This is a genomic window from Veillonella parvula, from assembly GCF_032550495.1.
Taxonomy (GTDB): domain Bacteria; phylum Bacillota; class Negativicutes; order Veillonellales; family Veillonellaceae; genus Veillonella; species Veillonella parvula_G.
In genome coordinates this window covers 175686-196198 of record NZ_JAWFZJ010000003.1, presented here as the reverse complement: position 1 = coordinate 196198, position 20513 = coordinate 175686, and the positions used below count along the sequence as shown (strand labels likewise).

Below are 20513 nucleotides of genomic sequence, written 5' to 3'. Positions count from 1 at the left end.
ATATAACGTAGTGACCTCGAGGCCTACGGACTTTCACAAATTATATCTACAATCTAAAAAGTAGCCTCATCGCCATCTTTTTGAGGTTCCCAAATCGGCACCTCCCCAAAGAGAGCTTTAAAGTATACAGACGGTGCCCATAATGGACCATTTAAATGCATTGGAATAAAGGCTTTATTCACCTGTACACGGCGCAAAAACTCAATACTACCCCACTCCATAGCGTCTTCCAAACGATTGTCTACTGGGAACATCGCTACATCTACGGATAAGCCGTCTAATTCCTTGAACTCACGCCAAGCCATACGCTTTGCATCCGCATTGTTTTCTGGCGTATCGCCAAGCCAATGCCACCAATTAAGGTCGCCTGCATGGAAGATAGAGTCAGAGTCGATATTGGCCGTATTTGTCTTTACGTAAAAAGAACCGCCTTCATCGGTGCTGCCATACATATGGATGCCTACATCATCTAATGTCGCATCTTGGCCAGGACGCATGGTAATACATTTCTTTACCTTGCCTTCTAATGGCACATCTTGATGGCAAATATAGCGAGTTTGAGGACCATCAAATTCTGTAATGGACGGATTAAAGTGGTCCCCATGAGTATGTGTCACAAAGAACCAAAGCTCACGGCCTCGTTTTGCCAATTGCCAAACAATATTATTAGGATCCTTATAATAATCAAACACATAGCAACGCTTACCGTCATCTACGAGGAAGCCGCTATGAGCTAAAAAAGTTACATTCAACATTATTATCAATACCTCTCATTTATTGAGAATTTATATCATTCGTATTTTTTATTATACCATATTTTTTGTACCTACGCTTAGATATAACAAGGACTAATACAATTTAATAGTAGCAAAAACTGAAAAGAAATGCCGCTGGCATTTCTTAGATGCGACCAGCGGCTTTCATATAGTCGATATATTGGTTACCCCAGTTTTCAAGGGATACTAAAACAGTCTTAAAACCTGCCCCCACTTCGGTAAGTCTATATTCAACCTTTGGTGGAATGGTACCGTATACTTCACGATGTACAAGTCCATCATCCTCCATTTGACGCAACGCTCTTGTCAATGTAGCTTGCGTAATGGGATGTAGACGACGCTCTAACTCACGAAAGCGCACAGGACCTTCAGACAACTCATGCATAATCAACAAAGACCATTTGCCAGCCAATAACTTTTGGCTCGTTGCAAAAGGACATCTGCCAACTAGATCATGAATATTTTAGTAATCGGTGCCAATGGTAACGCAGGTCGCCAACGTTTTACGGCAGTGCAAAACTAATATCTCAATCTATTTTCATGTCTCTATATGCAACACTCATCCTCCCAATACAAAACAACGTATATAAAGACACCGAGGGCTATTGACTGCAACCAATAGCCCTCGCTTATAATTAAATCAATACCTTTAAACAAATATTAATTTTTATATTTATAAACAGTAGGTGATATTATGAAACGCATGCCAACATTATTCGTAGGCCATGGCAGTCCCATGATGGCCTTAGAACATACAGAAACAACAAATACTTTTACAAGTATAGGACAAAATATAATCAACAAGTATGGCAAACCAAAAGCCATACTTGCCATCTCCGCCCATTGGTATGCAGATGGCACCTATATTCAAAGTGCAGAGAATCCAAAACAAATTTACGATATGTATGGATTCCCTCAAGAACTCTACGAAGTTGTATATCCTGCAAAGGGTGACAGCAATTTAACGAAAGAAGTACAAAAATTACTGGGTAACTCCGTTTCTATAAATGACACTTGGGGCATCGATCACGGCATGTGGACCGTGTTAGTTCACATGTTCCCTGATGCATCAATTCCAGTTGTCCAACTATCTATCAACAAACACCTGAGCCCAAAAGAAGCCTATCAACTAGGAACAAAACTTCAGTCATTACGCGATGAAGGCTATCTTATTATGGGTAGCGGTAATATCGTTCATAATCTAAGACGCATAGAATGGGACAGTCCATCCGGCACCTCCGCCACAATTGAGTTTGACCAATACATTTCTAAGGCAGTCTTAGAAAACGATATAGATGCTATTGTTAATTACACTCGACATCCTCAGGCTAGCTATGCAGCACCTACACCAGATCACTATCTGCCATTAATTTATATTATGGGTGCGAGTGAAAGTGCAAAACCGACTGTATTTAATCAAACTTATAATTTAGGCTCCCTATCCATGACAGGCTTTATCTTTGAGGATGCAGAATAATAACTTACACACTAATACTATATAAATCTATACACACAAAAACTGCTTGTACCTATGGTACAAGCAGTTTTTATATGTCTATTATTTTTCAATATTTGATTTAAATTGATTAAGTGCAGCCTGTACTCACCTCAGGAATATAAACTACACTAGTAATTCTTTAATGAAAGCTTCCATTTCCTCTGGGCTTACAACAGGCTCAAAACGGCCCACTACATTACCTTTACGATCTACAACAAATTTAGTAAAATTCCACTTTACTTCATCATCATTTAGATAATTAGGGTCAATACCATTAAGATAATCCGTAAGCATTTCCGTCTTATCACTAGCTGGGAAGCCTTGGAATGGATGTTCTCGAATCATGTATTTGAAAAGATCTAATGCACTTTCATCGCGCACATCTGCCTTTCCCATAACCGTAAAGGTCACACCGTAATTTAATTTACAAAACGATTGAATTTCGCTATTTGAACCAGGTTCTTCTTCTCCAAATTGATTGGAAGGAACGGCGATAATTTCTAAGCCTTGCTCCTTATATTGCTTATATAAAGCCTCTAAGGCTTCATATTGATGTGTAAAACCACATTTACTGGCCGTATTAACAATGATAAGAACCTTGCCTTCAAAATCTTTCAATGATTGTAACTCACCAGACTTTGTAGGCAGAGAAAATTGATAAACAGACATACTATCTCCTAACTTATATTAATAATCGCTATTATATTTATAACGAATATCATAATCAAAGGCCGCCGTTGTTTCAGAGGCTGTTTCCTGCCATTCTGTAGGGGCTGTACCATCTTTATCAAGGAAGTAACCAGAGTCAAGATAGCGGATAATAATATAGTTGGAATCCTTTTGGTCAAAACCGTTACCGCGGGTAAAATCAATACCATGGCCTGTATTGCGCGTTACGATAGCCTCCAACAAAGGTAATGTGATTGCATTCAATGTGATTTTCATATCAGGAGAATCAAAAATTTTTTTAAAGAAAGAGCTAGGTTTTTCTTCCTTGTATACTAAAAGCTTGCTAATCGTGCCATTAGATGCACATACTACGCGACGGATATCTTTAATAGGAATATCTACCTTGCCATTAGAGATAACGCCATTTTTAATGGTAATTTCTCGTTTACCCATAATGGAATAATCCAATGGTAATTGAAGCGTGTCTAAATTTGCAGGGAAGTCCGCTGTCAATTTATGGCGAGCAAAGGCAGCAATGATTGCTTTGGTTTCACGAATATTATGACCACCATTACAATCTGTACGGTCAGTATCTAAATCTTGGCCTTCAATATTTTTCCAATTGTGGTCTCTAAACACAATCGTATAATTAGAGTTTGAATTTAAATATCTTGTGAGATGAAGCTCATTTACATCTTCAAAATTAATGTCGGTTACAACCTGCCCATTTGCATCTTTACAAAGTACACCATTGTAACTAATCGTTAAGGTACGATCATCACTTTCAAAAATAATGGGATTTGTGTCGAATACAGAAATCATAGCCCTCTCCTTTTCACGACTCTAAACACAACTACACTTGTACATATCAAGTGCATTTACTCAAACATTGATTAAATATATTAATTAAATATTCTTAACTTAATCATACACCTTCTATATAAATGTAAACAACTACTATATTTTTCTGACTCTCTATGTTCTAAATTAACTTACAAACACTATATGCTTTCACCAATATATTTACAAAAGATATCAAACAATATCTGTATAAAACAAAAAAGCTGATTCCGAAGAATCAGCTTTTTATATTTCATTGAATCGTTCAAATGAAGTTATTATGGAAATTAGATGCTTTCAACAGCAGCGATAGCCGCAACATCTACAACGTCTTGAGCGGAGCAACCGCGAGAAAGGTCATGGATAGGTTTAGCCAAACCTTGAATCAATGGACCAATAGCGTCAGCTCCAGCGAAGCGTTGAACCAATTTGTAACCAATATTAGCAGATTGAAGATCAGGGAAAATCAAGATGTTAGCTTTACCAGCTACATGAGAACCAGGAGCTTTCTTTTCTGCTACGGAAGGAACGATGGAAGCGTCCAATTGTAATTCGCCGTCGAATTTGAAGTCCACATTACGTTCTTTCAAGATGTTAACAGCTTCAACTACTTTGTCTACTTCTGGAGTGGAAGCGGAACCTTTAGTGGAGAAGGACAACATGGATACGCGAGGATCAGCCATGCCAACAACTTTGCGAGCTTTTTCTACAGTGGATTCTGCAATATCAGCTAATTGTTCGCTAGTTGGGTTAGGCAATACGCCGCAGTCGGAGAAGATGAGCATGCCATCATCGCCATATTCTTTTTTATCTGTGAACATAACCATTGTGGAGGATACAGTTTTAAGACCTGGTTTAGTACCTACAACTTGTAATGCAGCGCGCAATACAGATGCAGTTGGAGTAGCAGAACCAGCAACCATGCCATCTACTGCGCCAAGACGAACAAGCATAGCGCCGAAGAATAAGCAGTCGCCTTTCATAGTTGCGTCAGCTTTTTCAGGAGTCATACCTTTTTTAGCGCGCAATTCTACGAATGTATCAACCATTTCTTGGTAACGATCGTAGTTAGCAGGATCGATGATTTCAGCGCCTTCGATAGAAACGCCAGCAGCTTTAGCCGCTTCAGCGATTTCAGCAGGATTACCTACTAATACAGGTGTGCAGAAACCTTCTTTTAAAATGATTTCAGTAGCTACCAAAACACGTTCATCTTGGTACTCTGGCAATACGATTTTTTTACCTAATGGTTTTACTTGGTTTTTCAAATTTTGAATTAAATCCACGATTTTTGCCTCCTTAACATTGGCATTACGCCATATCAATACTATTATTATAGCAAATTCAACCTATTGGTAAAAGTAAAAATTATTTCTTAACATATCATTCCTAGTATTATACTCTTTTTGTGAAAGTTGAAACTCATTCCAACTTTTCTCAATTTTAATTATCAACTTGGATTTCATTCCAACTTTTTATCATTTTAAATATAAGATTGGATTAGATTCCTAATTTTTTAATTTAAAACCTAACGCCTCAAATAAGTTTTATCTACGAACTACATACCAATAATTGAACTCTTTACACATACACGCTACAATAATAGAAACAAAATACGGATAGCCAAATGCCAATTTATATTCCTTATACACCCATTTAGGAGGGCTTATGGCAAATACTGAGACAACAATCAACGCCGTTATAAATCCAGAAAATAACGAAACGCCTATAGACATAGAGAAAACGATTAAAGCCTTGGAGCGAAATAAATTTGTAGTTCATTATTTTGAAACAGGCGCAGAAGCTATTTCCTATTTAAAAGGTCGTATTCAAAATAAACGTGTAGCCATCGGTGATTCTCACACCTTATTGGAGCTCAAGGTTCATGATGTCTTAGCCCAGGTCAACGATGATATAACAGATATTCAACGTCCCCTTCCTGGTGAAAGCTTCCGCGACACCGCATTGCGCACCATGGGACGTGATGTATTTCTCACCTCTGTAAATGCTCTTGCTCAAACGGGGGAAATGGTCAATATCGATGGTACGGGTAATCGTGTTGCCGCCTCACTCTTTGGCTCTCAAGAGGTATTTTTTGTGCTAGGCATCAACAAAATCACACCAGATTTAGCTTCCGCCATCTATCGTGCACGGAATGTGGCCGCTCCGCTCAATAGCAAAAAGAACAAAAAGAGCTCTCTCAATCCATGTTCTAGATTAGAAGAAAAATGCTATGACTGTGGTTCTCCAGATCGTATATGCAATGCATTAACGATTTACTATAAAAAGATGCGCAATATGCAAACCATGGAAGTCATCATCATTAATGAATCTTTAGGCTTCTAATTGTTTGCGGTCCATTCAAAAAATCTTGTATGTTCATTTCTCCAAGTCCATATATGACTCTATAAATTGTAGACCACCGAGGATCTACGGCACCACTTTCAAGGTCACTAATATAAGATTGGGCTAAACCCGATTTATCTGCCAATTGATATTGAGTCATTCCCAATTGTCTGCGCCAAAGTAAAATCAATACGCCAAGTTTATGAATTTCTTGTCGAACTTGTAAGTCTTGACAACATACGATAGGATTCATGCCAACCTCTATCTACTTTCTCCCTCAACACATACTTATGCCTTTACTATACGGCTAGGCTCAGTCAGTGCCTAGTAGTAGTTGAAATGCAATAACACAAAAGCCTTAACAAAAACTAATGTCTAAATTAGTTTAGTTAAGGCTTTTTACTATGTAGATTACGTTTCGTAGGATTTCATCATTTCGTGGAATTTTAGTATATATAAAAATTATTATCATTAAAAATACAGTGAATAAATCAAAAAATACAGGTATTATCTATATATTACCATTTCTATACAGCATTCATACATTATGCATATACTTGATTTATAAAATCACCTAGTTCTATTAATACTACAAGAAGACTATACGATGTATAGTAAATACGCAATATTGTTAACATACATTGAGAAATAATAAGTCTATTAACAATACAAAAGGACTATACGGTTCAACTGTATAGTCCTTTCTATGTATTTATATAAGATTATTGAGTAATGCTTTCTTGTGCTTTTTTGATTTCCATGTATTTAACCATGCCATCAACAGCTTTTTTAGCTTCACGCATCGCTAATACTACAGTAGCTGGTTTATGTACAACGTCACCGCCTGCAAATACGCCTTTACGGTTAGTCATGCCATAAGGATCTTCTGCAGTAATGATGTAACCTTTTTCGTCTACTTGTAGGTTATTACCTTCCCCAACAAGACGAGCATTTGGTTTATGACCTGCAGCGATAATGATTTTATCTACAGGCATTACTTGGAAGTTACCAGTGCCGTGGATACCTGCACCATCTTCGTTAAGTGCCATCACTTCGTATTTAAAGCCTTCTACCTTATCTTTACCTTCTACGCCTACTGGAGAAGCGAACCATTGGAATTGAACACCTTCAGCGCGCGCTTCTTCGTATTCAGATAACAAAGCTGGCATTTGCTCTTGGCTACGGCGGTATGCTACAGTTACCGCTTTACAACCTAAACGCACGCATGTACGAGCTGCATCCATCGCTACGTTACCACCACCGATGATAATTACGCGATCGCCTTTTTTAACAGGAATTTGTTCTTCATCAAGCTCGCCATTTTCTACCAATTGTACATTCGTCAACAAATACATTGCTTGGAATACGCCATGCACTTCATCGTTTTCCATGCGCACTTCTTGAGGAATATGCGTACCAGTACCGATAAAGATAGAGTCAAAACCTTCAGCAAAGAGATCATCCAAAGTTTTATCTTGACCGATAAATGTATTGCATACGAATTTAACGCCTAAGCCTTCAAGACGAGCGATTTCACGACGTACAACGGCTTTAGACAAACGGAATTCTGGAATACCGAATAAGAGTACCCCACCTGGTTCAGATTGGCCTTCAAATACAGTTACATCATAACCAAGTTTAGCTATATCACCGGCTACGGACAAGCCTGCAGGGCCGGAACCTACGACAGCAACCTTACCAAGATCTTGTTTGATTTTCTTAGGTTTGCGAAGTTCATTGATGCTTTCAAAATCAGCAGCAAAGCGTTCCAATTTACCGATATTAATAGGCGGTTTTTTCGCCTTATTCATGATACAGTTGCCTTCACATTGATTTTCACGTGGGCATACGCGACCACAGATGGATGGTAAGTTTGTGCGTTCCGCCAAAATATCATTGGCCTCACCAAAGTTACCGCGTGCGATGGCTTGAATGAAACGAGGAATTTCGTTCTCAATAGGACAACCCATTTTACACAATGGTTTCGGACAATTCAGACAACGTTTCGCCTCGGCGAGCGCTTCCTCCATCGTATAATCCGCATCAAAATGTAGTGGTTTTAATTCGTTACTCATGGCACATGCCTCCTAACAAGGATCCAGTACTATACTTACAGCCTTGCATGCACCTAAGCATTCCGATGAGCCCTCTCACATAGGGATGCCGCCACATGCTGCTAACATTTATCTTTTGTAACCATTCGATAGACGTGTGGTCACTGGTCAGACTCACACTATTCTATAGTATATTCTAAAATGTGAAAGTCCCAACAGTCAAGCAAATCTAGCAGGTTTTGTATACGAATATAGCCCCTATACTTGCAAGGATTGCATAGAAAAAGAGATGAGCCACCCCTTTCCATAGTGATGTGTTAAGTTCTAAATTTAGCACTACCTTTACAAAGCAATTATGTAATTAATAACATAATTGTTTTAATATTATATGCAAGATTAAACTATATTAATGTTAATATTTACATATAACTTGATACATATACTGATATAATATGAATAGAGATTTACGACTTTTACACGCTAACCACAGCCAAATCTATTCTGAATTATGACTAATGCGAGGTTCCCCATGAACACAGCAGAGTTTACCGAAAAATACTATATTGACCGCCGAGGATCTCATTCCCGAAAATGGGACGGGCAGCATTTAAAATTTAATCGCACCGACTTATTGCCTCTATGGGTAGCAGATATGGATTTTATGCCGCCTCGGTGCATACAAGAGGCTATTTGTACCTATGTGAAAGCCAATACTTTAGGCTATACCATGACAAATCCCGATTATCTAAAGGCTGTCATTAGTTGGTATAAGCGCCGCCATCGTTGCATAATTGATGGTAGTTGGCTCACCAGCGCACCTAATGTCATTACGGGCATTATGTGGTGCATAGCAGCTTTCACAAAAACAAACGATGCCATCGCAGTGTTAAGCCCTGTGTACGGCGCATTCGACAGTAGCGCCAGCGATGCGAAGCGGCAAATCATCGCCGTTCCCATGACACACAACGAAGATAACCGCTATGCTGTTGATTACGCGGCCTTTGAAGCGGCTATCGTCAAACACGATGTTAAGTTATTCATTCACTGTAATCCGCATAATCCGGTGGGCCATGTATGGATCGAAGATGAGATGGATCAGCTATTTAGCATTTGTAAGCGTCACGGGGTACTCATCATTAGTGATGAAATCCATCAGGACCTCATCACGGGACTTACACCATTTACATCTGCATTAACTGTGTCTAACGGAGCGTATACAGACAAGCTCATCGCCATGTCCTCGTTGTCAAAATCGTTCAATATGGCTAGCCTTCATCACGCAGAGGTCATTATCCCTAACGAAGAGCTGCGGAATCATTACAACGTCTTTAAATCCCTTGTATACCATACAGATTCGGACGTCCTTGCCGAGGCAGCCATCACAGCTGCCTACACGCATCCAGAAGCAGAAGCATGGCTAACAGACCTACTCAATGTAGTGAAAGAAAACTATGATTATATGTGCAATAAACTACTTGCCACCTTGCCTGAACTTCGCATTAGCCCTATGGACGGCACCTATTTGGCTTGGATCGATTTTAGCGCTTATCTTAAACCAGAGGAAATGCATGATTTCTTTGAAAATAAATGCGGTATTGCACCAAGCTTTGGTGAATGGTTTGGTGGTGGAAGCTACGCAACCTTTGTGCGCTTGAACTTGGCCACAAGCCTTGAGAACATCAAAATTGCTACGGATGCTATCCTACAAAATATTTAAATATTTCAAACCTAAAATAATAGTTAACTTTCAATATCACTATATAATCAAAAGAGGCAGTCACAGCTGTTTATAAAACGTCTGTGACTGCCTCTTATTATATTTAAACCTACTTTTAGCTAATCATACGTTACTATTAACGACATCTAAAGCCTTTATTAGGAGTATTAAAGCAATTATTTATCAGGAGTATTTGAAATAATCGATTATTCGGAACGTTTGAAAAGCCTTTTAGCAGGGATATTTAAATAGCCTTTTACTAAGAATGTTTAAGATAATCTTTAGTAGAGATATTTAAAATAAAATTTACTAAGAACGTTTGAAATGGTCTTTTGCAAATTGCATGTCTTGCACTAATTCTAATGTGCCAAGGTAGTTGTTATTTTGGTCGCGCACCGCCATATAGTTTACATAGAATGGACGACCTACCTTTTCAAGCCATACCGCCACATTATCGCGTTCCCCTTTGCGGAAGGATTCAATAATACCGCGTACGATAGGCTCTATCTTTGGAGGATGGCAAGAGTATACATCGCGACCGATAGCTGTAGTAGGGCGTTTAAAGACCTTTTCACCATCGTTGAAGTAACGGTTAATGTCTTCGTGGTCAACGAAGGTTACTTCCATTGGCATTGTATTAAGCATGGCATTTAATTGATCCACAGTTAAGCTACCACCTATTAGAGCAATGGTATTATCATCGCCACTTGCTTTTGTTATTTGTGTAGCTAATGCGGCTTCAGCCTCTGTCCAAACAGTGCGTTTTACCCCAAAGATTTCTTCATACTGTGCTGTATCTTTGTAGATTTGGTACCACTCTTCAGTGCTGAAGTTTTCTGCACAGATTGGGAACAAAATATTTTGTTCTTTATAGATCATTTCTTGAGCACGTGTGAGAAGACCATCAAACTCTTCGTACCAAGCATCATCAATAGACTTAGCACGAGCTAGACGACCAAAGCCATCGCGAATATCGTCATCAACAGTCCACATAACCATGGATGGACCAGAGATATCATAGGCTACTTTCAAATGAGGATATAAAAGGTCGCCCTTCTTAGCGTAGTGAATAGACACTTGGCGCACTTCGTTCACATCATCTACCGTAGCAGTTTTATCGGCCACCTTAACCTTTGTAGCTTCAATCAATGCATCGAGAGCCTTGTTTTCTTCTGTTAATCGATTGAGTGGATGTCCTACTGTTTCGACTAGCGTTACTACGCTTTGACTTTTTTCTTGTGCTTCTAGTACGGCCTCAACCTTAGCGTGTTCAGACTCCATTTGTTCATGGATAGTAGAACCGTGGAACAATGCGGAGTGAAGGTCACATAATTGTTGAACCTCAGCTAACGGTGTACCTTCACGCATAAGGCCTTGTTCAGCTTTCATGATTTCACTAGCCTCAACATGGGCGAATTGACTAGCAAAGTCTTCACGAACGGCACCAAGGTCTTCACCTGTACCTAAACGTTTCAAGAAACCTTTGAGCTGCTCTACGCGTTCGCTATCTTGAACTGTATCTTCAGCCTTAGCTCCGAAATTCTCGTCAGTGTTAGCTGGCGCTGTAGTAGATACTGGTACACTGCTTTCTACTGCATTTGCTGCAACAGTGCTAGATGCTACGTTAGTAGATGCGTCCGTAACATTAGACTTTGTAGCCGCTGCAGTAGGTGCCACGCCAGGATGACTCGCAGCTTCCGCATCATCACCAGATAGATTTGGCATTTCACCTTCTAAGGTAAAGCCAGCTTTCATGAAAGCGCCCACGATATCGATCATGGATACGCCTTTCATCTTCGCCCCTTTCGGGATGGTCATGATTTTACCAACAGAGTTCAACATCACCTTGTTTGTGATTTCGCTGAACCCTAATTCTTTCATAATATCTGCTACTTCAGGATATTCTTTTACCAAATCATATACAGATTTGGATAGATCTAATTTCTTTTCCATTTTGAGCCCCTCATGTCAAAACCTTTATAAAATACTTACTAATATTAATGAGCCCCTATACGTAAAAATCTCGCATATAAGGCTATCTATTTACTGTAAAAGGTCTATATATAATGACCTATGAATCTATGATAAACGATATCGATTAGAAAATCTGTATCCGTGGCAATACTTTTGAAAGTAATTCAAAAATTTTCAAAATGTCATGTAACGCTTTACCAATAGTAACTCTTTACCAATAAAATAAATTATACGCTTATACGCTCGAAAACAGTAAAAAAAGATAAAAATAACGGATAGATGATTATCCATCCCACCTCATACATGAAGGGAGACACATCAACTATCCGTTATATATTTAAATTACTTGTCTATTACTGTTACTGTTACTGTTACTGTTACTGTTACTGTTACTGTTTCTGTTTCTGTTTCTGTTTCTGTTTCTGTTTCTGTTTCTAACAAGTGTACCACTTAATCATGATGTGGTTTCAATGCTTTTTCGTAGTTTTCAGAAACTTTGTCCCAATTAATAACTCGGAAGAATTCCTTGATATAGTCTGGGCGACGGTTTTGGTAGTGCAAATAGTATGCATGTTCCCAAACATCTAAGCATAGAATTGCTTTTTTACCTTCCAATAAAGGATTATCTTGGTTCGCAGAGGATGTCACTTCTAGCTTGCCATCTTTGTTAACTACAAGCCAAGCCCAACCAGAGCCAAAACGTGTAGCTGCCGCAGTAGAGAAGCTTTCAACAAAAGCATCGTAGCCACCAAGTTCAGCATCGATAGCCTCTTTCAAAGGACCTTGCAATTTAGAAGTATCTGGTTTTGTCATGATGTCCCAGAACATGGTGTGGTTCTTGTGACCGCCACCATTGTTGATAACTGCTTGACGGATATCTTCAGGCACATTAGCAATATCGCCGAGAATACAGTCTACACAGCCATACGGAAGATCAGGGTATTTTGCGATAGCAGCGTTTAAATTATTAACATAGGCTTGATGATGCTTGTCATGATGCAATTTCATTGTTTCAGTATCGATAACAGGTTCAAGGTAATCATACGCATACGGTAATGGTGCGAGTTCGAAAGGTTTCATAGTAGTCCTCCTTAAATTTAGGGCATAGAACAATGCTAACTATTTCGTATCATCGTTCTTGTGAAAGCGATTCGATGCACCTGCATCGGTAATATAGAATCAATCTACTAGCATAGCATATATACTTCAAGAAGAGACTGATTATCCTAACGTAACCAGAAGTTAGGATATAATATTTTAGCTAACAAATTGATATGAATTATCATTCTTTATCTAATTGTACACATTATATAGAAAAACGTCAATATAAAAGACTAACATAAAAGGCCATAGGAACTCCTACAGCCTTTAATTAGTTAATTGTTATATGACTTTTGATCAGCAATCACATATAGTTTTATATAAATTTGATTCACAAGTTAGTCAATGATACACTGACACATTTTCATCGTTGTTAATGCCGCTTGATGGGACTCCTCTGTTACACCAGCACAGCAACTCGAATCAATATGAATAGGAATCTCTGGCAAGCCTGCTTTCAGCATAATCGCATTGGACACAACGCAAATATCTGTACATAAGCCGATGAGCGTAATAGACTCAATAGGATTTACCCTATCCATGCCCTCTAACCGTGTAAGCAACTCAAAAGAGGCAAAGTTTGGTTTATCTACAAAGGATACAGGACTCATAATTGATCGACCTTCTGCAGCCTCAATCAAGCCATCCACAATATGCCAGCCCTCGGTATTTTTAACGCAGTGAGGCACTGGTAAAAGTTTCCCTTCTTGACGCTCCAAGTAATCCCTATCATGTGTATCGCGAGTAAAGATAATAGGGCCATCAAAGCTTTCAATTTTCTTACGCACATTATCTACGATTAACTGTGCTTGCGATGAACCAAGTGCACCATCTACAAAATCATTTTGCATATCGATTACTACCAGAACCTTTTGCATAGCTCCTCCTGTATATAGCTACAAAACAAAGTACTTATTTCCAATCAATATTATTTATACTCTTTATTCTTTATAACATCAATAGTATCTACCAACTCTATAAATTGTTATCAAGTTGTTGTGAAAGTGTCATCAAATTGTTGTGAAAGTGTTATCAATGAGTCATCGAAACCCACCTCATACTTTATCGACAAGTAGATATATGACGGACTTCTATTCTTCTACTATAGCATGTCGAACCCGATTTGGTTCATTATGTGCTAGTTTCCCTGCCGCTGCTGCCGCTACAGCACCTACTAAATCATCAAGGAATGTATTACAGCGTCCCCCTTCTTCGCTATCTAGTTTTTTGATAATACCTGGCTTCACCTTGTCTAAATATCCATAATTTGTAAAGCCAATAGATCCATACAAATTAACGATGGAAAAAGCTAAAATTTCATCAATACCATATAGGCTTTCATCATTAGCAACAATACGTTGCAATGGCTGAGATAATTTATTTTGCTCTGTCAACTTATCAAGCTCTATGCCCGTAATAATTGCATTATGTACCTCCCGTTTAGATAGTACAGACGCCACGCTATCTCTACACTCTTCAAGTTTTAAATTCGGCATATATGGTTTTTGTACATAAAAAACAAGCTCTGCAATGTCCTCTAATGTGACACCCCGTTCAGCGAGAAGCTCGTAAGTATATCTCTCTAAGTCTTTTGTATCCTCCATAAGTCCTCCTTTATCCTTTCTTTAGATTATTATCAGATAACATGACAATACTAACGGGAATCGTTACAACGAGCGCTTCATCAGTATCAACATGCTTAGTATTCCAAGCCGCCTCTTTAGCAGCCTCCTCAAAAATTGGGTACGCTTCACGATCTAGTTTCCAATTATTAGGACCTGCTTCAACAGCTACAATATTGCCCTTATCGTCCGTCTTAATCTCTATAGGAACAATCAATGTTCCATCTGCACTCGTTTCAAAAGCCTCTGGTGGAATGATCACGTTATAAGAAATCTGTTGTTGCAATTCATAATTACGCTTGTCCGCAGGCTTTAAATCTGCAGCTAGAGAACTAATAGGACTCATCATAGATACTAATAAGGCCAATAAAATAACACGGTTAACCATAGTTTCCTCTCATCTAAAAACTCTCTTACTATATGCATTATAAGTTGATTATACCACGAAAAAATCCCTACCGAATTTTTATCGGTAGGGATTCCTTAGATTAGATTTTCTTAACCATTTCAGATTTCAATGCCATCGCACCGAAGCCATCAATTTTACAATCGATATCGTGACCGTCGCTTGCATCGGTGATGAGGCGAATATTTTTTACGCGCGTACCTTGTTTTAATACGCCCGCACCTTTTACTTTGAGGTCTTTTACAACAACAACTGTATCGCCATCATCAAGCTCGTTGCCATTAGCATCGCGAATGATACCCGCTTCAGCTGCAGCTTGTGCATCAGCCGCTGTCCATTCGTTGCCACACATAGGGCAGATAAACATATGGCCGTCTTCGTATGTGTACTCATCGCCACACTTAGGGCAGTTAGGTAAATTTGCCATTTAGATCTCCTTTTTCACTACATAATGAAAGTATTATACCATATGATAACTATGATTATAAAAGTCTTATAGATGGTTCCATGATGATACATTTAAGCATTCCCAAACACTATTGTAAGCCAAATTCAAAATTCACCATTACAGTTGTCGCTTTCTCAACACCAATATTACCTACATTCCATACTATATTTTTAGCAGTCTGAACTAATTCAAAATATACCGTGTCATTAGATAGATGCTGATAAGGATTTAATTCAACAGAAATAACATTTCCTTGAGCATCCGTATTTATAATCAACTGAACTCTATACATTCCATTGCCCATCTTTTTCATGACTTCTGGAGGAATATATACCTGTTCTTGTATTTTACCAAAAAATGAAGAAGGTACACCGTCATATAGTTCTAAATCATCAGCAAATGCATTAATAGGACTCAAAACAACTAATAGTAAAAATAGACATAAAACTCTAATCATAAACTTTCACCAATTACAATACACTATACACAACTCACAACATAATAATTTCTATAAAGGTATCTTCTAACAAAAAAGCCAACTAACGTGAGTTAGGAAAAAAAATAAACCTAACGTTTAAGACTAAGTACGGCAATACTTAGACACGTTAGGTTTATCAAATTCACAATTTCTTTGATGAGCCTAACGCCTAGAACACGTTAATTGGCTCTTTTGTACTTATAGTATAGTCTGAATTCTAAAGACTGTCAATTTACTATCCAAGTCGTTTACGCAATATCGCATAGAGTATTATGCTAATAATAACGCTCATAACAGCTTGAATAGTATTAGTTAAAATACTTGCAATCGCTACGCCTGGGTCGAATACAAAGTATTCGGCGATAAAGTAGCCAGCTACGATAACAATACCGCCTACGATAGTTGCTACCAAGGCAGAGGTAGTTGTCTTATTCTTATAGACAGTACCGACAAGATAGCCTTCAATGCCTTTCACAACGAAGGTGATGGGTACAAAGACTGCATAGCCGAGGAATAAATCAGCTAGCGCCGGGCCGAGAGCACCAATATAGGCGCCATATTTTCGACCTAATAATAGAGCTGACGTCATAATAACGACATCTCCTACATTGAAATAGCCGCGAATGCCAGGTACTGGAATTTTCGTGTACATGGTAAACAATGTTGCGAGGGCAATCAATACGGCTGTGAGTACTAACGCGGACGTAGTACTACGGGTTTGAACGTGTTGCATAGCGTCCTCCTTATAAAAAAATAGACATGTGACTATATCCATCACATGTCTATACTATATACCTTTATAGTAACACCTGCAAATAAAAGAAATTAACAATACTTCCTTAGCAAATTCTATTGTCATTTACTTTCAGAATAAATACTCTTCACTAGACTTTAACTTAATATAGATACCATTTTACTATATAAATTGCTTCAATCTGACGATGATTAAATAGAAAGGAACTAGCCATGAATATTTTAATCATTTACACCTATCCTAATCATCAAAGTTTTAATGACGCTATTCTGAAAGTAGTGCAACAGAATCTTTCAAAAGACCACAATGTGAACACCTTGGATTTATATGAGGAGCAGTTCGATCCTATATTGCGATTTGATGATACGCACAAACGTCGAGATTTAAGCACTGTGCCGGACATGGAAACCTATCGCAATCTGATTACTTGGGCAGACCATATCATCTTTATCTACCCAATTTGGTGGAGCGGTATGCCCGCAATGCTCAAAGGCTTTATTGATCGCGTATTTACAGCAGGCTTTGCCTATTCATACGGCAAAAGAGGCCTTATAGGTCATTTACAAGGGAAATCAGCCTGGATTATCACCACACATAACACTCCCGTCTTTTTGACGCCGTTTATTCAGGACTATGGCAAGGTATTAAAAAATCAGGTTCTGAAATCCTGTGGCATTAAACCTGTTACACATACCCAGTTGACGGGCACAGAAAACAGTTCGGACGAAAAACGCCGGCGTTTCTTAGATAAAATCGCTAAGATCGCCAGCAGTATTTAACATTTCTAGTATACTATGATTTTTTACCAAAGATTACTTGGTTACCAAAATCACAAATAAATTTACATTAGACTGCTTACAGTTTGCGCTAAGTCAAAAACAAACTGTATACGAAAACCTTCCCAATTACATAGATATTACTCTTCAAATCTCTCTTCTACATTGTAGAGAACCTCACAATCACACCCGCCACCTTCGTTAATAATCCAGGCTAGTACACTTTCAACATCTACGCTCTGCTTTTCCAAAAATTCTCTTGTGAAAGTCAAACTATGATCGCAACCATCATTTGTCTCTAATTTCTCATCTACATAGTCAAAGAGATTCCAAAATAGCTCTTCATCCATAGGCAGATTATCTTTAAACGATTGCCTTTGCTCATCAGCATAAGCCTTTAGCAATTCCTTTTTACGCGCTTTGTCCATTATAACCACCTTTTTAACAAATCGAAACTACTGCGTGGCCCTTCGCTTCTAGCACTTTTTTATAGAACACCTTCATCTGCTCGAAGTCATGGAGAAGCTCATCTATGATTTCCTCCTCTTCTTCGTCATAGTCCCAAATATTTGGGTATAATTCAGCCTCTTTACAGGCTTTCATATCGAAAGATTCGAGTGCTTGATCCATATCAAACTGCTCTAGAGCCGCTACGATATCAGCTATTTGAGAATGTTCCGTATAGGCCATATAGTCTGATAAATCCTCTATAGACGTTACACCAAGCACAGCTTGACTAAGTGGATTATCATCTATTCTATGATCAGTACTCACACCAGTAAGCACGAAGTGAAGGACATCCCACATCTTATCGATGTCGAGCAATAACTCGTCCTCATCGCTCCACTCTTCAACGGTTTCAAAAAGATCCCTCTTTGATGAGCCTAACCCTTTGAGTTCTTTTAAGCTTTCATCACTTATACAATTATAATTTGCAATGAGTCCCATACTCTAAAACCTCCCTAGATACTCAGTAATCTAAAACTTACATAGTTACTTAGGAATCTATAATCTCCATAAATGCCGAATAATTCGAAGCCTCCACTGATAGTTAGTTCTCTATCTCTGTCAACAATTCTAGCAACGTAACCTCATATTTGTTATTTTTGTCTAACAATGGCTTACATAATAGAAGCACTTGTAAAGAATAGTAGTAGAAGCTAAAGAACAGATCATCCGGAAATACCTCTTCTTCCTCATATCTAAGAACATCTTCATCTTCATCATATTCTTCAGACCAAAGATACTCTTCGTTGAGCATATCCTCAAAGTTCGATAATTGATCTACATGTTCTAGCATAAGACCATCTCTAATACACTCAGCAATAATGATGAATAATTCAGCTAATTCTTTTACTAAATATCTTGCGATCTCATTATGGCCTTGTTCTTCAACGGCTTTTTTAAAAATACGTAATAGAAAAATCAACGCAAAGGGCGTAGCATGCCATAAAGTCGATTGATGCTCAATGTTTTGGGCCAGCTCTTCACCTGCCGCATCAATGGCATCAACGTCCTTCATATCCCACAACACCTCAAGATGAGCAGGAAAATCTGTAGCACGGCCGTAAGTTGTGGTCAAACGATGCCAGGGTATATCACTGACTTTCACAGTTTCTATATATGTTTGAGTTGTTGCATTCATCGCATCTACTCCCTTTTTTAGCGCAATAATTATTGGTGAACAATATCTTTCACCAATTCATTAGTATCTATCAGGCGAATTCTACCTCTTCTAGGCTCATCTGTAATCTCGGTGTAGATATCGTCCAATGTGCCTGCCGGTGCTAGTTTCCACAGCTTGCACGGATACAGTTCAACAGCCCCAATGATTTCTAAATGGTCTAGCAATAGGCCTAGATCTTTATGATTAAACCAACAGTCGGTATCGATACCGAAATTTGTATTATCTTTACGACAGGAAATTTGACTATTTAAAAAATCATCCATACTAGGTTTGTGCGCTTGTAAAAGTCTTGTACAGGCCAAATGGTACTCGATTTTCCGCGGTGATTGATCCACGTCAGATACAAAAATAGCTCCATACTCATTTTCAAACTTAACAGCTAATACGTCGCCCACCTTAAAATGAGGTTCTCGCTTTGTTTTAGATTTACGAACCTTTAGAGGCTTTGGATTTTCACTTTGTAGTTGTACGGCTAATGTATCTAACACCTTTTGCCGTTGTTTGAGCGCCTTACTATCAATTTCTAGCCAAAACTCATGAGCGCCCTTCGCGATTATGTCTAATGCTTTCTCTTTGATATCCTGCGGCAGATGACCTATCTTCCACAGCGAATAGGCTACGGCAGTCCAATAAATTTCTGTATAGAATTCGTCAGTACAAAAATTCTGCTCTTCAGCCAGAATTTCTGAAACAATGGTATCAATACTGATACCATCTCTATAGCGCTCAACAATCAAATTATAAATATCATGGCCATCATCACTATCTATGATTTTTACTCCATCAATAGCCATATAATTCTCCTTTTAAACAATACGTCTAGAAAAACAGATTATGTGATTCTGTAACGGTTCCATCATCTTCATGGAAATAACAAATATATAAAGGAGCTCGATGTGCAGCGTCATAGAATTTTTGTAATTCAGCAGCCACATTTGCTTCTAAAGGCATGCCTAGCACCTGAACAACGGTTTCCCATACATCCATTTCTGTATAAGAAGCGATTTGATCATGTCGCTCATTGGCATAGGCTTCAAGAGTAGATATGTCCGTATATTGGCTGGCGTCACAATAATCATGCCAGCAAATGCTATACACCAACAAATGGATTAAATCATCTACACTTTCAGCTATACGACCACATTCCCCTTCGCTACTCATATATCCGATAGAGCCATCCTCTAATTGATGATATTCGCCACCGGCACCATCACGAGCAAAAGCTACTCCGTCCACGGAAAAGGTACATCGCCCCTCTACCTCATCACGTTTTGTAGGTTCATCGAGTAAAAAGAAATCAAATAGAGCATCAAAATTTGCTGCCAAGCTAGAATCTTCACACAATAGTTTTAAATAATCCATATTCT

General features: G+C 38.5%; 24 protein-coding genes. 4 read left to right on the top strand and 20 right to left on the bottom strand.

Annotated features, from left to right (window positions below):
• Nucleotides 1-53: 53 nt before the first annotated feature.
• Both E6X37_RS07295 and E6X37_RS07290 read right to left on the bottom strand, forming a co-directional pair.
• Complete coding sequence (locus tag E6X37_RS07295) at nucleotides 54-755, bottom strand: MBL fold metallo-hydrolase (protein ID WP_316581191.1); 702 nt, start codon at nucleotides 753-755, stop codon at nucleotides 54-56.
• A gap of 145 nt (nucleotides 756-900) precedes the next feature.
• A complete protein-coding gene (locus E6X37_RS07290) occupies nucleotides 901-1188 on the bottom strand; it encodes a winged helix-turn-helix transcriptional regulator (protein ID WP_287542008.1) in 288 nt (95 codons plus the stop codon).
• A 282-nt stretch (nucleotides 1189-1470) separates the two neighbouring features.
• Here E6X37_RS07290 and ygiD point away from each other — a divergent pair, with 282 nt between their 5' ends.
• Nucleotides 1471-2253: a 4,5-DOPA-extradiol-dioxygenase gene (ygiD, locus tag E6X37_RS07285; protein ID WP_004698227.1), complete on the top strand. Its 783-nt coding sequence runs from the start codon at nucleotides 1471-1473 to the stop codon at nucleotides 2251-2253.
• A 144-nt stretch (nucleotides 2254-2397) separates the two neighbouring features.
• On the opposite strand, the gene E6X37_RS07280 is transcribed toward ygiD, so the two are convergent.
• The 3 genes from E6X37_RS07280 to pta all read right to left on the bottom strand — a co-directional run bounded on the left by E6X37_RS07280 (nucleotide 2398) and on the right by pta (nucleotide 5069).
• Nucleotides 2398-2943, bottom strand: a complete 546-nt coding sequence (locus E6X37_RS07280) for a glutathione peroxidase (RefSeq protein WP_004698203.1) — start codon at nucleotides 2941-2943, stop codon at nucleotides 2398-2400.
• Nucleotides 2944-2961: 18 nt separating this feature from the next.
• On the bottom strand, nucleotides 2962-3765 hold the full coding sequence (locus E6X37_RS07275; RefSeq protein ID WP_004698146.1) for a hypothetical protein: 804 nt from the start codon (nucleotides 3763-3765) through the stop codon (nucleotides 2962-2964).
• 305 nt (nucleotides 3766-4070) lie between these two features.
• Nucleotides 4071-5069, bottom strand: coding sequence for a phosphate acetyltransferase (gene pta, locus E6X37_RS07270; RefSeq protein ID WP_316581190.1), 999 nt, complete (start codon nucleotides 5067-5069; stop codon nucleotides 4071-4073).
• Between the two features lie 382 nt (nucleotides 5070-5451).
• Here pta and E6X37_RS07265 point away from each other — a divergent pair, with 382 nt between their 5' ends.
• Nucleotides 5452-6129 (top strand): lactate utilization protein, encoded by a 678-nt coding sequence (locus E6X37_RS07265; protein WP_004698255.1) that lies wholly within the window; start codon nucleotides 5452-5454, stop codon nucleotides 6127-6129.
• Here E6X37_RS07265 and E6X37_RS07260 read toward each other — a convergent pair.
• Both E6X37_RS07260 and E6X37_RS07255 read right to left on the bottom strand, forming a co-directional pair.
• Nucleotides 6107-6382, bottom strand: coding sequence for a helix-turn-helix domain-containing protein (locus tag E6X37_RS07260; RefSeq protein WP_316581189.1), 276 nt, complete (start codon nucleotides 6380-6382; stop codon nucleotides 6107-6109). The two genes, E6X37_RS07265 and E6X37_RS07260, sit on opposite strands and share 23 nt — an antisense overlap.
• Nucleotides 6383-6851: 469 nt before the next feature.
• The gene (locus E6X37_RS07255; RefSeq protein WP_195213355.1) at nucleotides 6852-8204 is read right to left on the bottom strand and encodes an NAD(P)-dependent oxidoreductase; all 1353 of its coding nucleotides are present in this window, start codon (nucleotides 8202-8204) and stop codon (nucleotides 6852-6854) included.
• Between the two features lie 508 nt (nucleotides 8205-8712).
• Here E6X37_RS07255 and E6X37_RS07250 point away from each other — a divergent pair.
• The gene (locus tag E6X37_RS07250; protein ID WP_287521231.1) at nucleotides 8713-9900 is read left to right on the top strand and encodes a MalY/PatB family protein; all 1188 of its coding nucleotides are present in this window, start codon (nucleotides 8713-8715) and stop codon (nucleotides 9898-9900) included.
• Nucleotides 9901-10209: 309 nt separating this feature from the next.
• Here the strand turns inward: E6X37_RS07250 and E6X37_RS07245 are convergent, their stop codons facing one another.
• The 8 genes from E6X37_RS07245 to E6X37_RS07210 form a co-directional block, all read right to left on the bottom strand.
• A complete protein-coding gene (locus tag E6X37_RS07245) occupies nucleotides 10210-11853 on the bottom strand; it encodes a DUF438 domain-containing protein (protein WP_287531297.1) in 1644 nt (547 codons plus the stop codon).
• Between the two features lie 471 nt (nucleotides 11854-12324).
• Nucleotides 12325-12954, bottom strand: coding sequence for a superoxide dismutase (locus E6X37_RS07240; protein WP_004698210.1), 630 nt, complete (start codon nucleotides 12952-12954; stop codon nucleotides 12325-12327).
• A gap of 359 nt (nucleotides 12955-13313) precedes the next feature.
• Nucleotides 13314-13853, bottom strand: a complete 540-nt coding sequence (locus tag E6X37_RS07235; RefSeq protein ID WP_287508050.1) for a cysteine hydrolase family protein — start codon at nucleotides 13851-13853, stop codon at nucleotides 13314-13316.
• Between the two features lie 213 nt (nucleotides 13854-14066).
• Nucleotides 14067-14579, bottom strand: a complete 513-nt coding sequence (locus E6X37_RS07230) for a phosphatidylglycerophosphatase A family protein (RefSeq protein ID WP_287508048.1) — start codon at nucleotides 14577-14579, stop codon at nucleotides 14067-14069.
• Nucleotides 14580-14589: 10 nt separating this feature from the next.
• On the bottom strand, nucleotides 14590-14985 hold the full coding sequence (locus E6X37_RS07225; RefSeq protein WP_021148731.1) for a hypothetical protein: 396 nt from the start codon (nucleotides 14983-14985) through the stop codon (nucleotides 14590-14592).
• Between the two features lie 100 nt (nucleotides 14986-15085).
• Nucleotides 15086-15430 carry a zinc ribbon domain-containing protein YjdM gene (locus E6X37_RS07220; protein WP_021148732.1) on the bottom strand — a complete coding sequence of 115 codons (345 nt, stop codon included), beginning with the start codon at nucleotides 15428-15430 and terminating at the stop codon, nucleotides 15086-15088.
• 109 nt (nucleotides 15431-15539) lie between these two features.
• Nucleotides 15540-15908 carry a succinylarginine dihydrolase gene (locus E6X37_RS07215; protein WP_282004069.1) on the bottom strand — a complete coding sequence of 123 codons (369 nt, stop codon included), beginning with the start codon at nucleotides 15906-15908 and terminating at the stop codon, nucleotides 15540-15542.
• Between the two features lie 256 nt (nucleotides 15909-16164).
• Nucleotides 16165-16662 carry an ECF transporter S component gene (locus tag E6X37_RS07210; RefSeq protein ID WP_287521142.1) on the bottom strand — a complete coding sequence of 166 codons (498 nt, stop codon included), beginning with the start codon at nucleotides 16660-16662 and terminating at the stop codon, nucleotides 16165-16167.
• 233 nt (nucleotides 16663-16895) lie between these two features.
• Here E6X37_RS07210 and E6X37_RS07205 point away from each other — a divergent pair, with 233 nt between their 5' ends.
• Entirely contained in the window at nucleotides 16896-17462 is a 567-nt protein-coding gene (locus E6X37_RS07205; protein WP_287531298.1) for an NAD(P)H-dependent oxidoreductase, read from the top strand.
• Between the two features lie 137 nt (nucleotides 17463-17599).
• On the opposite strand, the gene E6X37_RS07200 is transcribed toward E6X37_RS07205, so the two are convergent.
• The 5 genes from E6X37_RS07200 to E6X37_RS07180 form a co-directional block, all read right to left on the bottom strand.
• Nucleotides 17600-17887 (bottom strand): DUF2695 domain-containing protein, encoded by a 288-nt coding sequence (locus tag E6X37_RS07200; RefSeq protein WP_077707788.1) that lies wholly within the window; start codon nucleotides 17885-17887, stop codon nucleotides 17600-17602.
• A gap of 13 nt (nucleotides 17888-17900) precedes the next feature.
• Nucleotides 17901-18407: a YfbM family protein gene (locus tag E6X37_RS07195; protein WP_287531299.1), complete on the bottom strand. Its 507-nt coding sequence runs from the start codon at nucleotides 18405-18407 to the stop codon at nucleotides 17901-17903.
• A gap of 103 nt (nucleotides 18408-18510) precedes the next feature.
• Entirely contained in the window at nucleotides 18511-19104 is a 594-nt protein-coding gene (locus tag E6X37_RS07190) for a hypothetical protein (RefSeq protein ID WP_278457811.1), read from the bottom strand.
• Between the two features lie 29 nt (nucleotides 19105-19133).
• Entirely contained in the window at nucleotides 19134-19940 is an 807-nt protein-coding gene (locus E6X37_RS07185) for a hypothetical protein (RefSeq protein ID WP_120055053.1), read from the bottom strand.
• A gap of 25 nt (nucleotides 19941-19965) precedes the next feature.
• Nucleotides 19966-20508 carry a hypothetical protein gene (locus E6X37_RS07180; RefSeq protein ID WP_120055055.1) on the bottom strand — a complete coding sequence of 181 codons (543 nt, stop codon included), beginning with the start codon at nucleotides 20506-20508 and terminating at the stop codon, nucleotides 19966-19968.
• Nucleotides 20509-20513 lie beyond the last annotated feature (5 nt).

Coding starts and splice junctions, on each gene's coding strand:
- E6X37_RS07295 (WP_316581191.1), bottom strand. CDS start 755: ATGTTGAATGTAACTTTTTTAGCTCATAGCGGCTTCCTCGTAGATGAC.
- ygiD (WP_004698227.1), top strand. CDS start 1,471: ATGAAACGCATGCCAACATTATTCGTAGGCCATGGCAGTCCCATGATG.
- E6X37_RS07280 (WP_004698203.1), bottom strand. CDS start 2,943: ATGTCTGTTTATCAATTTTCTCTGCCTACAAAGTCTGGTGAGTTACAA.
- E6X37_RS07275 (WP_004698146.1), bottom strand. CDS start 3,765: ATGATTTCTGTATTCGACACAAATCCCATTATTTTTGAAAGTGATGAT.
- E6X37_RS07265 (WP_004698255.1), top strand. CDS start 5,452: ATGGCAAATACTGAGACAACAATCAACGCCGTTATAAATCCAGAAAAT.
- E6X37_RS07260 (WP_316581189.1), bottom strand. CDS start 6,382: ATGAATCCTATCGTATGTTGTCAAGACTTACAAGTTCGACAAGAAATT.
- E6X37_RS07255 (WP_195213355.1), bottom strand. CDS start 8,204: ATGAGTAACGAATTAAAACCACTACATTTTGATGCGGATTATACGATG.
- E6X37_RS07250 (WP_287521231.1), top strand. CDS start 8,713: ATGAACACAGCAGAGTTTACCGAAAAATACTATATTGACCGCCGAGGA.
- E6X37_RS07245 (WP_287531297.1), bottom strand. CDS start 11,853: ATGGAAAAGAAATTAGATCTATCCAAATCTGTATATGATTTGGTAAAA.
- E6X37_RS07240 (WP_004698210.1), bottom strand. CDS start 12,954: ATGAAACCTTTCGAACTCGCACCATTACCGTATGCGTATGATTACCTT.
- E6X37_RS07235 (WP_287508050.1), bottom strand. CDS start 13,853: ATGCAAAAGGTTCTGGTAGTAATCGATATGCAAAATGATTTTGTAGAT.
- E6X37_RS07230 (WP_287508048.1), bottom strand. CDS start 14,579: ATGGAGGATACAAAAGACTTAGAGAGATATACTTACGAGCTTCTCGCT.
- E6X37_RS07225 (WP_021148731.1), bottom strand. CDS start 14,985: ATGGTTAACCGTGTTATTTTATTGGCCTTATTAGTATCTATGATGAGT.
- E6X37_RS07220 (WP_021148732.1), bottom strand. CDS start 15,430: ATGGCAAATTTACCTAACTGCCCTAAGTGTGGCGATGAGTACACATAC.
- E6X37_RS07215 (WP_282004069.1), bottom strand. CDS start 15,908: ATGATTAGAGTTTTATGTCTATTTTTACTATTAGTTGTTTTGAGTCCT.
- E6X37_RS07210 (WP_287521142.1), bottom strand. CDS start 16,662: ATGCAACACGTTCAAACCCGTAGTACTACGTCCGCGTTAGTACTCACA.
- E6X37_RS07205 (WP_287531298.1), top strand. CDS start 16,896: ATGAATATTTTAATCATTTACACCTATCCTAATCATCAAAGTTTTAAT.
- E6X37_RS07200 (WP_077707788.1), bottom strand. CDS start 17,887: ATGGACAAAGCGCGTAAAAAGGAATTGCTAAAGGCTTATGCTGATGAG.
- E6X37_RS07195 (WP_287531299.1), bottom strand. CDS start 18,407: ATGGGACTCATTGCAAATTATAATTGTATAAGTGATGAAAGCTTAAAA.
- E6X37_RS07190 (WP_278457811.1), bottom strand. CDS start 19,104: ATGAATGCAACAACTCAAACATATATAGAAACTGTGAAAGTCAGTGAT.
- E6X37_RS07185 (WP_120055053.1), bottom strand. CDS start 19,940: ATGGCTATTGATGGAGTAAAAATCATAGATAGTGATGATGGCCATGAT.
- E6X37_RS07180 (WP_120055055.1), bottom strand. CDS start 20,508: ATGGATTATTTAAAACTATTGTGTGAAGATTCTAGCTTGGCAGCAAAT.